This window comes from Cytobacillus gottheilii (assembly GCF_900166665.1).
Taxonomy (GTDB): domain Bacteria; phylum Bacillota; class Bacilli; order Bacillales; family Cytobacillaceae; genus Cytobacillus; species Cytobacillus gottheilii_A.
Map to the genome: position 1 here is coordinate 1,070,044 of NZ_LT800494.1, position 16,311 is coordinate 1,086,354.

Annotated in this window: 13 protein-coding genes; 10 read left to right on the top strand and 3 right to left on the bottom strand. The window is 38.6% G+C overall.

What is annotated here, in order from left to right:
- Positions 1–83 precede the first annotated feature (83 nt).
- Together B7E07_RS05330 and B7E07_RS23515 are read left to right on the top strand one after the other, a co-directional pair.
- A complete protein-coding gene (locus B7E07_RS05330) occupies positions 84–590 on the top strand; it encodes a hypothetical protein (RefSeq protein ID WP_080844392.1) in 507 nt (168 codons plus the stop codon).
- 140 nt (positions 591–730) lie between these two features.
- Complete coding sequence (locus B7E07_RS23515; protein ID WP_176215116.1) at positions 731–883, top strand: hypothetical protein; 153 nt, start codon at positions 731–733, stop codon at positions 881–883.
- Positions 884–1,448: 565 nt separating this feature from the next.
- On the opposite strand, the gene B7E07_RS23520 is transcribed toward B7E07_RS23515, so the two are convergent.
- Positions 1,449–3,527, bottom strand: coding sequence for a methyl-accepting chemotaxis protein (locus tag B7E07_RS23520; RefSeq protein WP_080844393.1), 2,079 nt, complete (start codon positions 3,525–3,527; stop codon positions 1,449–1,451).
- A gap of 318 nt (positions 3,528–3,845) precedes the next feature.
- Here B7E07_RS23520 and B7E07_RS05340 point away from each other — a divergent pair, with 318 nt between their 5' ends.
- The 5 genes from B7E07_RS05340 to murC all read left to right on the top strand — a co-directional run bounded on the left by B7E07_RS05340 (position 3,846) and on the right by murC (position 10,849).
- Positions 3,846–4,163 (top strand): thioredoxin family protein, encoded by a 318-nt coding sequence (locus B7E07_RS05340; RefSeq protein WP_080844394.1) that lies wholly within the window; start codon positions 3,846–3,848, stop codon positions 4,161–4,163.
- Positions 4,164–4,246: 83 nt separating this feature from the next.
- Positions 4,247–5,050 (top strand): DUF1444 domain-containing protein, encoded by an 804-nt coding sequence (locus B7E07_RS05345; RefSeq protein ID WP_080844395.1) that lies wholly within the window; start codon positions 4,247–4,249, stop codon positions 5,048–5,050.
- A 487-nt stretch (positions 5,051–5,537) separates the two neighbouring features.
- Positions 5,538–8,132 carry a DNA translocase FtsK gene (locus B7E07_RS23525; RefSeq protein WP_080844396.1) on the top strand — a complete coding sequence of 865 codons (2,595 nt, stop codon included), beginning with the start codon at positions 5,538–5,540 and terminating at the stop codon, positions 8,130–8,132.
- Positions 8,133–8,211: 79 nt separating this feature from the next.
- On the top strand, positions 8,212–9,309 hold the full coding sequence (locus B7E07_RS05355) for a nicotinate phosphoribosyltransferase (RefSeq protein WP_080844397.1): 1,098 nt from the start codon (positions 8,212–8,214) through the stop codon (positions 9,307–9,309).
- Between the two features lie 244 nt (positions 9,310–9,553).
- On the top strand, positions 9,554–10,849 hold the full coding sequence (murC, locus tag B7E07_RS05360; RefSeq protein WP_080844398.1) for a UDP-N-acetylmuramate--L-alanine ligase: 1,296 nt from the start codon (positions 9,554–9,556) through the stop codon (positions 10,847–10,849).
- A 155-nt stretch (positions 10,850–11,004) separates the two neighbouring features.
- Here the strand turns inward: murC and B7E07_RS05365 are convergent, their stop codons facing one another.
- A complete protein-coding gene (locus B7E07_RS05365) occupies positions 11,005–12,120 on the bottom strand; it encodes an aminopeptidase (RefSeq protein WP_080844399.1) in 1,116 nt (371 codons plus the stop codon).
- A 192-nt stretch (positions 12,121–12,312) separates the two neighbouring features.
- Here B7E07_RS05365 and B7E07_RS05370 point away from each other — a divergent pair, with 192 nt between their 5' ends.
- The 3 genes from B7E07_RS05370 to ytxJ all read left to right on the top strand — a co-directional run bounded on the left by B7E07_RS05370 (position 12,313) and on the right by ytxJ (position 13,726).
- Entirely contained in the window at positions 12,313–12,795 is a 483-nt protein-coding gene (locus B7E07_RS05370) for a DUF948 domain-containing protein (protein WP_080844400.1), read from the top strand.
- An 18-nt stretch (positions 12,796–12,813) separates the two neighbouring features.
- Positions 12,814–13,317, top strand: coding sequence for a YtxH domain-containing protein (locus tag B7E07_RS05375; RefSeq protein ID WP_080844401.1), 504 nt, complete (start codon positions 12,814–12,816; stop codon positions 13,315–13,317).
- A gap of 79 nt (positions 13,318–13,396) precedes the next feature.
- Positions 13,397–13,726: a bacillithiol system redox-active protein YtxJ gene (ytxJ, locus tag B7E07_RS05380; protein WP_080844402.1), complete on the top strand. Its 330-nt coding sequence runs from the start codon at positions 13,397–13,399 to the stop codon at positions 13,724–13,726.
- Between the two features lie 202 nt (positions 13,727–13,928).
- On the opposite strand, the gene pilM is transcribed toward ytxJ, so the two are convergent.
- Positions 13,929–16,133: a cell division protein FtsA gene (gene pilM, locus B7E07_RS05385; RefSeq protein ID WP_080844403.1), complete on the bottom strand. Its 2,205-nt coding sequence runs from the start codon at positions 16,131–16,133 to the stop codon at positions 13,929–13,931.
- Between the last annotated feature and the right edge of the window lie 178 nt (positions 16,134–16,311).

Sequence of the window (16,311 nt, forward strand, 5' to 3'; positions counted from 1 at the left end):
TTTGCCATAAAGGGTTGTCAGACGATTCTTGGAAAATGTATGATAGAATAGGACGATTGATATGTTGACAGGAGGAAAAAAGTATGAGGAAGCTTGCGATCGGGTCCTTGCTCTTACTTCTCAGTATCCTAGTGATAAGCGGCTGTTCCGCTTCTTTAATAGAAGAAGAAGGTACGATTACTGAGGCAGTTAAGGAAGCCTTTCAAAAATCTCCAGAAAAGACAAACAATGAAAATGAAGTTATTGCATTTTATTTGCCTCAAGGATATGAGATTGAGGATGAATCAGATAACAATGTAATCTTAAACAATGGAAATAATACGTTTATCCTTTTTTACAACCAACACGAAGCATCTGACAGTAAAGTTGTATATGATTCAACTCTTAACCAAGGTGACTATGAAATAAATGAAACATTTGAAAAAGAAGACGGCTTTGGGTTTTTATTAATTAAAGAAGCCGAAGAAAAACTTAATGAAATGACTGTGGGAATCGGCGGGGTAAAGCTCACTACCCAAGCGAAAACCAGTGAACTTTCAGAAACTGCTTCTTCTATGATGGAAATTGCACAATCTGTTACAGTGAAATAAAAAATGTTAAACTTTATTGAAACACCCTAATGTCTAGTTAGGGTGTTTTTTGTAATGGAGACGCTCAAGCTATTGGACTTTATTACCTCTTTATCAGCAATATATAATCCTCTTGGTGAATAGATGTGAGAAGGGTATAGATGTCGGATGTAGTAACAAGTTATATTGATCGTCCTCTTCTTATCCTTTTTGGATTTGGATTTTTATTATTAGGATTAATGCTTCAGTATGTTAAACATAGTTTTGGTGAAAAAGAAATTCATTCTTTTGGTATATCTTTAATAATTGGGTAATATTAGGTCATTTATAGTTGGAGGCTTTCTAATACTTATAGTATTAGTAGATATTTTTAGCTAGTTTATAGTGTCTGCTAGTTTGTATGGGTGGCGGCTGATGTGGGAATTGATATTGATGTTGAGGATAATGCAGCCCGGAATTGAGCGGAATGGTCGAGTTGGGTAATTAAAATAGAGTTTCAACAACCGAAGTCAAGCGGAATGGTCGAGTTGGGTAGTTAAAATAGAGTTTCAACAACCGAAGTTGAGCGGAATGGTCGAGTTGGGTAGTTAAAATAGAGTTTCAACAACCGAAGTTGAGCGGAATGGTCGAGTTGGGTAGTTAAAATAGAGTTTCAACAACCGAAGTCAAGCGGAGTGGCAGAGTTGGGTAATTAAAATAGAGTTTCAACAACCGAAGTTGAGCGGAATGGTCGAGTTGGGTAATTAAAATAGAGTTTCAACAACCGAAGTTGAGCGGAATGGCAGAGTTGGGTAATTTGCTGTACAACTAACCACAATCAAATAAAAAAACTCCTCAAAATACGATAAAACTGTATTTTGAGGAATCAATTGCAAATCGCTATATTTTTTTTCTTCGCTTCATATTAAATTTCAGCTTCGGGAACTTAAGGTTCACTCCACGTTTTTTCTTTTCTTTCCTATTCGTCTCGTCTGCAGCTGACCCCTCCAGACTAAATAAACTTACTTCCTGCTGGAGGTCGCTTGCAATTTGGCTAAGCTCGACAGCAGCGAGGTTTACTTTAGAAATGGCATCAAGCTGTGTTTCGCTTGAGGCAGCTACTTCTTCTGCGGTTGCGGCTGATGTATGTGATACTGAGAAAACTCCTTCTATCCGATGGGTCAAAAGGTGGTTAGACTCTTGAACTTCCATAACAGCTGTTTCGATGGTTTTGATCTTTCCACCTATGGAGTGAACATGCTGTACAATGGATTCGAATGCCGTCTTTGTTGATTGAACCGCCTCACTTTGGCGTGTTTTGTAGTCATTAAATTTCTCTGATTCCTTCAATAGCTGGTCCATTTTTTGATTCATTGAAATGATCAGCTGATGAATGGTTTGAGCTTCTGATTTGGAACGTTCCGCCAGTTTTTTTACCTCTGCAGCCACAACAGCAAAGCCTTTGCCTGATTCACCTGCTCTGGCAGCTTCAATGGCTGCATTTAACGCTAAAAGATTCGTGCTGTCAGCAATGTCCTGGATCGTGTCAACAATGGATGTAATATTAGATGTATGAGCAGAAGCTTCGCTTACCTTTTCAATTAGATGATTAGATAACAAAAGAAATTGATCAGAAACTTCCTGTAAATCCCGTGCTGTATCAAGTCCCCGCTGCCCTTGTTTTTCAGTTAAATCAGCATCAGACGAAATTTCCGAACTTAATTTTTCCGTTCTTTTTATAGCAGACGAAACCCGGTCAATTTCTGCTCTGCTGTCCTCCAGCTGTATGGATTGCGCCTCTGCTCCAGCCGCAATTTGTTTTATCGCACTGTCCACCTCATTTGCCTGTGCTGTCGTTTCTTCTGAAATTGCAGCTAAATGCTGGGAAGAGGCTTGAAGCTGAGAAGAGGAATCAAGGATCTGAAAAAATGATTTTTGCACTTTTTCAGCCATGCCATTAAAGGTTTGAGCAAGTAAGCTTAACTCATCACTGCCTTTAAAAGGAACGCGATAAGCTAAGTTTCCATTCCCGATTTTTTCTGCTCCTGCTTTTAAGTAAGTAATAGACCTTGTGATATTACGCATCAAGTAGATTCCAATCAGGCTTAAAACAAGCACTAGCACAAAACTGATGCCGTAAATGATCCAGTTAATCAGCTCGTTTTGTTTATCGATATCAGCAACAAGCGATCGCTGTGTTGAGAAGACAGCTTGTTCTGCTTCCGCAATGGCTTGTTCAATTGCATTTGCTTGTCCATCAAACTGTGCAATAAATTCATCTGTTTGCTGATAGGAGCTGTGTATGGTGCTTAGAGCAGTTTGATAATCGGATAATCTTCTTGATAAGTAATCTTTTGAACTTGCTTCAATATCTGCATCAGAATCAATCGCAGACTGTAAATTCGTGCCGCTTTCTGAGTATGCATTGAATGAATCTTCTTCTCTAGTTGCTAAATACTGCTTTTCGTATAATCTCATCTGCAGCAGCTGTTCATCGATCATTGGGTTCTTCATAAATTGTGTTAAGGAAGTAATTTGCTTAGCGGTACTTTCAATTTGTCCTTTTAATCCGTGCTGATTATTGTAGCCGATTTGTTCATACATGCCCGATAATTCGGTGAAAAGCTCCATATATGTATCAGATATATTGGAAACCGAATCAAACTGCTCTTTAATATCACGATTATCCTGAAGCTTTCCAAGTCTTTCTGCTTCAGTTTTTACTCGGACAATGGTTTGTGATACTAAGTCGACACTGCTTTGATCTGGTGCCCGCAAAAATTGCTGTTCATATTTTCGGGTCATTGCCATATTGTATTTGATCTCTTTACTGGCACTAACGGTTTCCTGCAGTAATTGTTCCCGCTCTCTGCTGCTTTCTTGAATGGTGTTTAACATAATAATAAATGCTAATAGTAGTATGAGTCCTCCAATCGTCATATACAGCAGAAAACTTAATTTAGCTCTTATGGTTTTCATGAAATCCCCCCTTAAGATTGTATGACTGAAAAGCTAAGTGACAGGTTAGATTATAAAAATCTAAAAATACTAAAAATTTGAATTTTTATTTAATTATAGTGCTTAGATCATGGGAAAACAATACAATAACACATAAATTATCCTAGATAATCTCTATTTTACTTCAAAATTCGACCAAATCTTACAAGGGGAATGGGTATTTTATACTGAATAAAGGGAATGTTGAGCCCGCAGCTTGTACTCCTTGCATTTTATTGGACTGTTAAGGGGAAGATTGATATGATCCTATTAGGTTCTAACGTACAGGAGGAGAAGATAGTGAAAAAGCTTGAGTCTATGGAACAGTTTGAAGAGTTAAAAGCAGAAGGAAAGCATATTTTTTTATTTTCAGCAGATTGGTGCGGTGATTGCCGTTTTATTGATCCTTTTATGCCGGAAGTTGAAGAAAAATATGCTGATTATACATTTGTCTACGTAGATCGTGATCAATACATTGATTTATGTGTGCAGCTAGATGTCTTTGGCATACCAAGCTTTATTGGCTTTGAGGATGGAAAAGAGCTTGGCCGATTTGTCAGCAAAGATCGTAAGACTCAAGAGGAAATTGAGAAATTTGTTGAGTCTTTAAGTAATTAAGTTATTTCACCCTCCACCATGCTATGGATGGAGGTTTTTTTCTAAAGTATAGATCAATACATACTCCACTAGGAGGAAAACGGATGAAAATGGATAGTAAGAAAATGAAAAAGGTAATACAGGATCGATTAGAAAAGGACAATCGTGAGTTCAGCTTTGACCGTGAAAAAGATCAGCTTCGTGTTGTCAATAAGGAAACGGGTAAAGGGATTACAATCTCACTGCCGGGTATCATCGCTAAGTGGCAGGAACAAAAGGAAAAAGCGATTGATGAAGTAGTCTATTATGTGGAAGAAGGACTGGAGGCTATGACAGGTGAGCCGATTTTAGCAGGTCACGAACGGAATATTTTTCCAGTAATTCGCTCCACTTCATTTCCAGCAGAATCAAAAGAAGGTGTTCCTTTCTTAACAGATGAACATACGGCTGAAACAAGGATTTATTATGCTTTAGACCTGGGAAATACGTATCGGCTGATTGATGAAGAGCTCCTTTCAAAAGAAGACTGGGATCGTGGAAGAATAAAGGAAACGGCTTTATTCAATGTTCGATCACTTTCTGTAAATGTTAAAAAGGATCAAGTGGCCGGCAATGACTTTTATTTTCTAAACAGTAATGATGGCTATGATGGCAGCAGGATTTTAAACGAATCATTTTTGAAAGATATGGAAGGAAAGGTCGAAGGGAAAATGGCCATTGCGGTTCCACACCAGGATGTATTAATCATCGCAGATATTAAAAATGAAACCGGATATGATGTGCTTGCTCAAATGACCATGAGCTTCTTTGCGAGCGGACGTGTACCAATTACCGCCTTATCATTTTTATATGAAGATGGTGAGCTTGAACCGATCTTTATCTTAGGAAAAAACCGAGCAAAAAAATAAAAAAATTTCTGCTGAGGCTGGAACATAAGTATTTAACACACCAATTGAACCGAATGGTTAGGAAGTCATCTTTCTAATCATTCGTTTTTTTTATTTATGATTATAAAATATATTTTATTATCATGAGTGAAATGGAGCGGAGGCCCCTCGACTCCAGTGGGCAATAGAGGAAAAGGTGAGACCCCGCAGAAGCTTTGCTTCGAGGAGGCTCAGCTTCCTCCCCACGGAAAGCGAGGGTCCGCAGCGCAGGTGGAACGGACTTGTTTAAATACCCAAATCAAGATATTGAATATTCGTGTTTTAGAAATATTAATTTTGTTTTGTCCCAGCCTCACTTTTGGCATTTTTTGTATGAGTTAGAAGATACAAATTAGACTTTTTGCATATCGGTAGACCTCATAAAGACCCAATATCTATTTTTATCCCCATTTCCTCTAAAATACTGCTAAAATAAGAAGGATAGACTTGCAGAAAGAGATGGTTACATATGAGTTGGTTTAAAAAGATATTTGGATTTTTTCAAGAAGAGGAAGATGCAGAACAAAAACAGATTGAGCCTGAAAAGGTCACATATATGGAACAGAAAAAAGACTACGGGAAAAATGTAGACGCTAAGGTTGTGTACCAATATCCGAAAGGGAAGTTTAGATTCCCTCTCATCCCAGATGAAGAAGAGTTAAAGAAGCAGACTGAAAAAAAAGAGATAAAAAAATCTATTCCTGAGAAAAAAACAAACGAAACAAACAGGGCATACCATAAGGGCTCGGCTGATCATAAAGATCATGCCAAACCAGAACGGACTGCCGCTAAAATGACGAGACCATTTCATCCAACGGAAATTCCGTCACCCATTTATGGATTCTCTAAACGCCCAGTCAATAAAGCAAAAGAGCAAATAGAATTTGAGCTTAATAGTGATGCGGTTATTGCTTTAGATAAAAAAGCTTTGACGCAAGGCTCAGCTGTGCAAAAAGAACAGGCGTTTACTCATTCTGAACCCGAATTTAAGCAGGAGAAGCACTTAGAGAGTGCACTCACTGTCATTCAAGGTACAGAACCAAATGAAGAACCTCAAGAAGCCTATTATGCCGAAGAGGATGTTGAAGATGTTAATAACAATCTTACAGATTTGTTAGAACATGAAGACAATTTAGCACCTGAAAGGTCTGCACCAATAAGCTTAGAAGAAGCTGATTCTAATGCAGATTTAGAGCAATTTGATAAAAAAGCAGAAGAGCCATATCGAGCGCTTAATGAGATTGAACTTCAGAAAAAGACTTTTTCTGAAGAAGTTATTTTTGATGATGCTGCTATTCACGAAAAACAGGAAGAAATAGAGGCTTCCCAGCATACTGAAAGCAGCCAGGGTGGTGAGGAATTGCCATCCGAGCAACTGGAGAATAAGGCTAGGAACTCTCGCAGTCATATTCCGTTTAATGTCATTATGCTAAATAAAGATCGTCAAAGGCTGAAGACATCACAGCCTGCTCCTACTGTCAAAAATGATATAAAGCCGAGGGGCGCTGAGGAAAAAGTGACGACCATTCCTGCACAGCAGCAGCCGAATACGGTTGAAACCTTCTTGAAAGCAGATGAACTGGCAGTTGAAGAGATTCACTCTACACCTGAACAGACAAATGCTGAGGAGGATTTGCCTTATTACGCTTTTCCTTCGAAAGGTTTACTTGAACCAGGGGTTGCTCCAGAAGAGTCTTCAGAATGGCTGTTTGCACAGGAAGAACTGTTGAATTCCACACTTTCTAATTTTAATGTACGTGCACATGTTGTAAATGTAACTCAAGGTCCGTCGGTTACGCGTTTTGAGGTTCAGCCTGAGCCTGGTGTCAAAGTGAATAAAATCACGAATCTGTCAGATGATATTAAATTAAGTCTTGCAGCGAGAGACATTCGAATTGAAGCGCCAATCCCAGGAAAACACACAATTGGCATCGAAGTTCCAAACCATTCGAGCCGTCCTGTTTTTATTAGTGAAATTATTAACAGTGCTGTTTTTCAGGAAGCATCATCTCCACTGACAGCTGTTTTGGGTTTGGATATTGCCGGACAGCCGATTGTGACAGATTTACGGAAAATGCCGCATGGACTGATTGCTGGTGCAACAGGCTCTGGAAAAAGTGTCTGTATCAACTCGATTTTAATCAGTCTCTTATATAAGGCAACACCTGATGAATTAAAGCTGCTCCTGATTGATCCAAAAATGGTTGAGCTTGCTCCTTATAATCGAATGCCGCATCTCGTTAGCCCGGTCATTACAGATGTAAAAGCTGCTACAGCTGCCCTAAAGTGGGCTGTAGAAGAAATGGAACGGCGCTATGAGCTTTTTGCTCACAGTGGTGTTCGCGATATTACGCGATTTAATGAGCTTGCAGAACAGTCAAAACAATATAAAGATAAGCTTCCTTATATCGTTATTGTCATTGATGAGCTTGCTGATTTAATGATGATGTCACCAGCGGATGTAGAAGAAGCGATTTGCCGGATTGCTCAAAAAGCAAGAGCGTGCGGAATCCATCTGATTATCGCTACACAGAGACCGTCTGTGGATGTCATTACTGGTTTGATTAAGGCCAATGTACCAACAAGAGTTGCCTTTTCGGTTTCTTCTCAAGTGGATTCTCGTACGATCATTGATATAAGCGGTGCAGAGAAGCTGCTGGGAAGAGGTGATATGCTGTTTTTAGAAAATGGTTCCTCAAAACCTGTCAGGCTGCAGGGTACTTTTGTATCGGACCAGGAAATCGATGAAGTTGTCGCACATGTAAGAAAAGAAAGAGAGCCCAATTACTTGTTCGAGCAGGAAGAACTGCTGAAAAAAGCAGAAGCCGTTGAGGAAGAGGATGAGCTTTTCTTTGATGCCTGTGAATTTATTGTGGCTCAAGGGTCTGCCTCTACTTCAAGCTTGCAGAGAAGATTTAAAATTGGCTACAGCAGAGCAGCTCGATTAATCGACATGATGGAGCAATTAGGATATATTACAGAGAACCGCGGCAGCAAGCCAAGAGATGTGCTGATCAGTGCGGCAGATCTTGAAAGTATTTTAGAGGCTAGTACAATAAATTAATACATGGTATTCTTTATTTGCATTAGAAAACAATATAAATATAACATTTTAGGTGGAATTGACTTAAGGAGCTTTAACAATGAAAGAAATTGAATTGAAGTTGCAAGGCAAGATCAACCGTTTAACAAACAAAACATTTAAGTTCGATGAGCGTGTGAGGGATGGCTGGTTTTCAGCCGTTTACTTTTTAAAAACACGGCAAATTGTTGAGAAGTACCATTATGATAAAATTGTAACGATGCAATTTTTCCAAAAAAATCATGCTGTTCTTTGCGGGACAGATGAGGTCATCTCACTTATAAAAACATTTGCGGATAATCCGGATGAATTGGAAATATATTCATTAAAAGATGGAGATAAGATTTCTCCGTTTGAAACCGTGTTAACGATAAAAGGAAACTATAAAAACTTTGGGTATCTTGAAGGTCTAATTGATGGAATTTTAGCACGCCGCACTTCTGTTTCTACAAATGTATACAATGTAGTGAAAGCTGCTGGTGCTTCTGGAAAACAGAAGGAAGTCATCTTTATGGGAGATCGAGATGACCATTTCATGACTCAAGCAGGTGATGGGTATGCAGCCCATATTGGAGGTGCAAGTGCTAAAGCAACACACGCAATGAATGAGTGGTGGGGAAAGCAGGGAATGGGTACAATGCCACATGCTTTAATCCAGTTATTTGAAGGAGACCTTGTTGCTGCAACGCGAGCATATAAAGAAACGTTTCCGGATGATGAACTCATCGCACTTGTTGATTATAATAACGATGCGGTTGCTGATTCTTTAAAAGTAGCAAGGGAATTCGGAAAAGAGTTAAAAGGAGTCCGTGTGGATACATCACGAACCATGATTGATCAGTATTTCCTGAGAAATCAGCATTTGCTTGGAACATTTGATCCAAGAGGTGTGAATGCCGAATTAATTTTTGCCTTAAGAAAAGCATTAGATGATGAAGGCTTCCAGCATGTGAAAATTGTCGTAAGCGGAGGCTTTAATGAGGACCGTATATTAGAATTTGAAAAGCAAGGTGTTCCTGTGGATACATATGGCGTTGGAAGCAGTTTATTAAAGGTGAATATTGGATTTACTGGCGATAATGTGATGATTGACGGCAAGCATGTGGCAAAGGCAGGACGGCGATATCGCCCAAATCCTCGTTTAGAGAAGGAAATATAGGGCATAGTTTTTCAAAACAACTAATGATATAATGAATGAATGCATTTTCATGTTATGATGTTCACGGATAAGAATAGAGGGACTGACAAAACTCTTTCCCTCTTATCTGAAAGATGTACTGACAATTTACTTTAATGCTGTAATGTTCTTAAAAGTTTAAGTCATGTCCCTTAAAGGATATGAGCAAATCTAGATATATGTCATATACTGTTTTACAGATATACGATGGTTGGAGGTTCTTTATATGACTATTTACCATTTCGTAGGGATTAAAGGATCTGGGATGAGTGCACTTGCACAAGTTCTTCATGATATGAATTTACAGGTCCAAGGCTCCGATTATGAAAAACATTTTTTTACTCAAGTGGCACTAGAGGAAGCGGGAATTAAAATCCTTCCTTTTCAAAAAGAAAATATTGAACCAGGCATGACGATCATTGCAGGGAATGCTTTTCCTGATACACATGAAGAAATTCAAGAAGCGATGAAGCTCGGCTTGCCGATTGTTCGGTACCACCGTTTTCTGGGGGATTTCCTCCAAAACTTTACAAGCATTGCAGTGACTGGGGCGCACGGTAAAACCTCCACTACAGGCTTGCTTTCGCACGTCTTACAGGGTGCGAAACCTACTGCGTATCTAATTGGAGATGGAACAGGTAGAGGGAAGGAAGAAGCAGAATACTTTGCTTTTGAAGCTTGCGAATACCGACGCCATTTCCTTTCGTATTCTCCTGACTATGCGATCATGACTAATATTGATTTTGATCATCCGGATTACTTTACCAATATTGATGATGTATTTTCTGCCTTTCAAGAAATGTCTTGGCAGGTGAAGAAGGGCATCTTCGCTTTTGGTGATGATGAGCAACTGCAAAAAATACAGGCCAAAGTTCCGGTATTATTTTACGGTTTTGGGGAGGACAATGACTTCCAAGCTAGGAATATTGTAAAATCTACTGAAGGAACGACATTTGATGTATTTGTCAGAAATACGTTCTATCATACATTTTCGATTAATGCCTATGGCGATCATAATGTGCTTAATTCATTAGGTGTTATTGCTGTATGTCATTATGAGGAAATTGAAGCGGAAATCATCCAGGATCAGCTATCTTCTTTTGGTGGAGTTAAGAGACGATTTTCTGAAAAACAGGTTGGTTCTCAGATCATCATAGATGATTATGCACACCATCCAACAGAAATCAAAGTAACTGTCGAAGCTGCCAGGCAGAAGTTTCCAGATAAACAAATTGTTGCTGTTTTTCAGCCTCACACATTTACAAGAACACAAACCTTTTTATCAGAGTTTGCTGAGAGCTTAAATACAGCTGATAAAGTGTACTTATGTGAAATATTTGGTTCAGCCCGCGAAAATCATGGGAAGCTTTCAATTGAAGATTTGCAGGCAAAGATTCCTGGAGCGGAAATTCTGACTGAAGAAGACACATCAGTCCTAATGAAACATGAGGATAGTGTCATCATTTTCATGGGGGCAGGAGATATCCAAAAGTTCCAGGCAGCCTATGAGAAACAGCTGTAAATGAATTAATATAAATGAATTTCAAGCAAATAAAAAAGGATGTCGGCCATAATAGCCGCATCCTTTTTTACAATTTTGGGAAGAATCAATAGCAATATGCTTCTAAATTTTTGAAACATGTTCACTTTACCTTACTACACGTTTAGTTTACTGAATTATTTTAAGTTTTCTGGATTCAGAGCTTCTAATTCAGGGATTACAAAACGGCCGTCTTTTCGGATGAGAACATCGTCAAAGTAAATTTCTCCGCCGCCGTAGTCTGGACGCTGAATGTTCACCATATCCCAGTGAATGTTCGAGTTGTTTCCATTTGAGGCTTCATCATAGCATTGGCCAGGTGTAAAGTGGAAGCTTCCATCAATTTTCTCGTCAAATAAGATGTCTTGCATCGGGTGAAGAATATATGGATTGACACCAATTGCAAATTCGCCAATGAAACGGGCACCTTCATCAGTATCAAAAATTTTATTTATGCGCTCCGTATCGTTTGCTTCTGCTTCAATGATTTTTCCATCTTTAAACGTAAGCTTTACATTTTCAAAAGTGAAGCCTTGGTAAGGCGATGGAGTGTTATAGGTAAGTACACCATTAACCGAATTACGTACTGGCGCAGTGTAGACTTCTCCATCCGGAATATTCATTTGACCTGAGCACTTTATAGAAGGAATGTCTTTGATGGAGAAAGATAAATCAGTGCCAGGCCCAGTAATGCGAACCTTATCCGTACGATCCATTAAGGAAACAAGCTGATCCATTGCTTTATCCATTTTTCCGTAGTCTAAGTTACAAACATTGAAGTAGAAATCTTCAAATCCTTCTGTGCTCATTTTCGCTAATTGTGCCATTGAAGCATTTGGATAGCGGAGTACAACCCATTTTGTTTTTGGAACTCGAATTTCTCTATGTACCATCTTGCCGATTGTGGCGCCATGGATCTTCATTTTATCGTCTGGCACATCCGCCTGCTCATTAATATTATCACCAGAACGAAGCCCAATGTAAGCATCCATGTTTTTCATTACATTTGCCTCAAATTCAGCTGCAAGTCTGAATTGCTCTTCTTGCGCACCTAACAATAATGCACGATCCACCTGATGATCTTTAATGGATACGAATGGATAGCCTCCTGCAGCATATGCTTCTCTTACAAGAGCCGTTACAAGTTCTTTTTGTAAGCCAAAGTTTTCAATCAGTACTTTTTCGCCTTTTTGCAGGCGAACAGAGTAATTGATTAAGTTTTTGGCGAGTTGATCAATGCGTGAATCTCTCATTTTTATACCCCCATTAATAATATACGTACATTTATTATTGTAACCGAAATAATTCAATTTGTTTATTATTATAAAATTTTTAGCGGATTATGTTAAGATTTAACTAAAAGGCTGGTTTATTGTACTAGTCAATGGGTAAATGATAATAACAGCTTGAAAACAGACTTTTTTGAAGAAAGACGGAGGTGCACTATGGAAATTATTTTATATTTAAGTGTAGCGGTTATTGCAGTTGCATTTTTAGTTTTAGTCGTTTATTTATCAAAAACGCTAAAGTCTCTGCAGGGAACGCTTGAAAGTGTTTCACACACGCTGACTGGCTTAGAAAAACAATTAGACGGAGTTACGAAGGAAACAACAGTGCTTCTACATAAGACGAATTCGCTGGCAAGCGATATCCAGCAGAAATCTGAGAGCTTAAATAGTGTCGTTTATGCAGTAAAAGAAGTAGGAGATTCAGTTCGCCGCTTTAACGGTTCTGTCCAAAAAATTACATCGACTGTAAACGATCAACTTGAGCAAAATAAGGACAAGATATCACAAGTTGTTCAGTGGAGCAATGTGCTTCTTGAAATAAAGAATAAGTGGAAAATGAGAAAGCCTGATCCATATCAATATGGAATGCAAGAAGATGTTTTACCGAACAAAAGAGAGAAGGTAAGAGTACGAAATTAATTATGCGGAGGGATGGAAATGAGTAAGCAAGATCGCAGCCAATTTGATAATGTTACGGATGTTAAGGAAGAAAGTATGAATACTAAGGACTTTATGATAGGAGCTTTAATCGGAGGAATTATTGGTGCAGGAGCAGCCCTTTTGCTGGCGCCAAAACCAGGAAAAGAATTGATCAGTGATATTAGCGATCAAGCTTCTGTTTTAAAAGAAAAAACAAGCAAGCTTCGTGATACGGCGATGGAAAAAGGAACGGAAATAGCTGGTGCTGCCAAGGAAAAAACAAACGCAGTATCTTCTACTGTATCAAAGCAATCTTCTGAAATTGTCAACAAAGTAAAAGGCCTGACTTCCAAAAATAATCAAGGTACTCAATCTGAAGAACCTACTGCAGAATCCGTCATGGACGGGAATGAGGAATTATTTCCAGAGGGAAACTCACCAGTAAATGATACGGAAATCCAACTAAAGCTGGATGAAACCAAGCAAGCTTTTGACGAAACAGAGTTAAAGTATAATCGATAAAAACTCAATATTTGTCATATAAACGGTGAAGTGATACGATAGCTTCACCGTTTATGATCCTAATGGAGGTATTTTTGACATGGAAAGATTATCAAGTGTTGAAGCATTTAACGAAGTAATAAAAGCTGATGGGACATTTATGTTATTAAAGCATAGTTCTACTTGTCCAATCAGCCAGGCAGCTTATGAAGAATATGAAAGCTTCTCTGGTGAAAAACAAGATTTGAAAACGTATTTATTAATTGTTCAGGATGATCGTCCGCTTTCAAATCATATTGCAGAGGAATTTCATATTAAGCATGAATCTCCTCAATCTATTTTATTCAAAAATGGGGATGTTGTTTGGCATGCTTCCCACTGGAAAATTACGACTGATTCATTAAATCAGGCAATAGAAGAAAATCAATAAGCTTGCAAAACAGAGTATGTGCACCATAACTAGCCTAGCCTTGTTATGCATATTTAAATGAACTGCAAATGGATAAGTAAAAAATGCTTGGGAACAATGATGTTTCCAAGCATTTTTTTGCAGAAATTTTTATACTAGATACTGAGGAATTAAACGAAGGAATTCGTTTATTTTAAGAAAAAACCTACACATCTGTGAAACATTAATCTTCTCTTCTACCTGCCATATTTGATGTTTTATTCACATATGTCTGCATCTGCTTAATCGGCCAGACAATTTCTAATTGATCCCCTGCATTGAGCGGATCGTAAAAAGTTGCATTTTCTCCATTTTTTAAAAGGAGAAAGCTGCCATTTGCATTCTGAGGCATGTTAATTTCTACTGCTTTAAAAATATCCTGAAAAATGAAAGGCTCTTGTTTAATTTCAATGTAATTCAATGCATCTCCATCAAAAATAAAATCCTCCAAAGCTAATTCTTCACCATTTCTTTTAAATTTAACTAATGGTTTTTTCAGCTGAATCTCTTTGTTATTAAAGGACACTGGCAGAGTACACTCTAAATCCATCTGTTTAACATGCATTAGATCTTTCAGCGTTGGCTCAGTTCTATTTGAGATCGTAATTTTATCCCCGTGTTCAATGCTGTTATGCATCTTTGCCTGTGAACCATTGCGCAGTAAAGTTCCAGAAAATGATGGGATAACTGTATCTTTACCATTTATTTTCAATTTAAAAGGCTTTAGTCTATCCAGCAGATTTTGCAGGTTTAAAACTGTAAGCATCTCTGATATCGTATCTGGCACCGTACATTTAATGACATCATGGTCTAAGACTAGGTGGTTTGTACCTACAGGCTCACCATTACGAGTAATGATCGCATGCAGGGTATATTCCTGGTCGTTCACGTAGATTGTTTTATTTGGAAGCTCATCAATTAAATCATGGATCAGCACTTGTGCTCTCAGGCCGTCTAGCCCTTTACTAACAATTATTTCATCCCCGCTTTGAACCTTATCATCCAGTCCGCAAAGATCTCCATTTTTCATTAATAATGGAGCTTCACCGTGACTCCCAGGAATCGTAATCTGATGGCCATTTAAGGATACAATCATGGCAAGACCCGGTTTACCATATAATTTATTCATTTTTATACCAGATGCAAGCAGGCAGTCACCAACGGTTAATTTTGTCACCTCAAATAGCCGGACAGGCTGTTCATTCACATAAACAGTTTTATATTGAACAGGTGCTTTATGTGCAGCTATAGCAATGCCGATTGGTGTCACTAACTCTGGTCCCCGTGAAATATGCTCAGAAATCGTTAAAGCATGAATCGCTTCAATGCCGCGAATAGCTACTCTATTGGCAGGGAGCTGCAATTTATCGGCAATTCGTTCGGCTAATGCAGGTGTTTGGCTGCCTCCTCCAACAAGCATGACAGCTTTAGGCTGTTTGTTATTATTTAACGTTAAAATTTCATCACAAATAGCATCTGTCAGACGATTAATGGCTGGTGAAATCTGCTCAATCATTTCAGATTTTGTCACCTCGGTTTCAAAGCCGAGAATGTCTTCAACTTGGATTGAATCGTTGGTAAGCAGCTCCCGCTTTGCTTGTTCTGCGCGAGGAAAATCTAATAGCAGCTGATCACTAATCGCCTCAGTGATTTCATCGCCGGCAACTGGAACCATCCCATAAGCTACAACTGTCCCTAAATCTGTAATTGCAATATCAGATGTTCCTGCGCCAATATCAACAAGAGCGACATTTAATCTGCGCATTGATTGCGGAATAAGCACATTGATTGCAGCGATCGGTTCAAGGGTGAGTGCTTCCATTTCTAAATCAGAACGGTGCAAGGCAGACATTAGTGATTCAACGACGACTTTTGGCAGAAAAGTGGCAATGATTTCGACAGACGCCTCTTCTCCCTGCTGATCAATTAAATTACCAATCTCTTCTCCATCGAGCTTGTAATAAAGAATAGAATAGCCTACACAATAATAGAAGGCACTCTTTTCACTTTCTTGATCTTCCGCAACTGAGGCCTGTGCCTGTTGAACCGCACTTAGTTCAAGATGGAGAATATCCTGTTTATTCATCATCGGCTTGCCTTGTATTCCGATCGAGGAGACAGCACGTTTTGTCTTTAATGAACGTCCAGCGGCAGCTACACTTACTTTCTTTAATGGGCCGTGTTTAGTCTCGAGCTGTTCTTTAATTTGAGTGATGATTTTTGAGACTGCTAACACATCATGTATTTGCCCATCAAGCATGGCACGTTCGGTATGTTCCTGAATAAGTATATCTATAACATGAAATTGATCTTCCTGCTGTTCAAGGATAATTCCGACAATTGATCGAGTACCAATATCCAAAGCGAACAATTTTTTGGCTTCTTCCAAGGTGTACACCCTCTTTTAACGGTTACTTTCGCTTTACTACTTAAAAGCGTTTAATTAATAAAGAAAAATATAGTGACATGTTTGAATATTTCCGATATAATAACCCTAATTATAAAAAATGTATCACAAAATGACCGGTCAATAAAGAAGAATAAGATGATGTTAATCTTTAGGAACT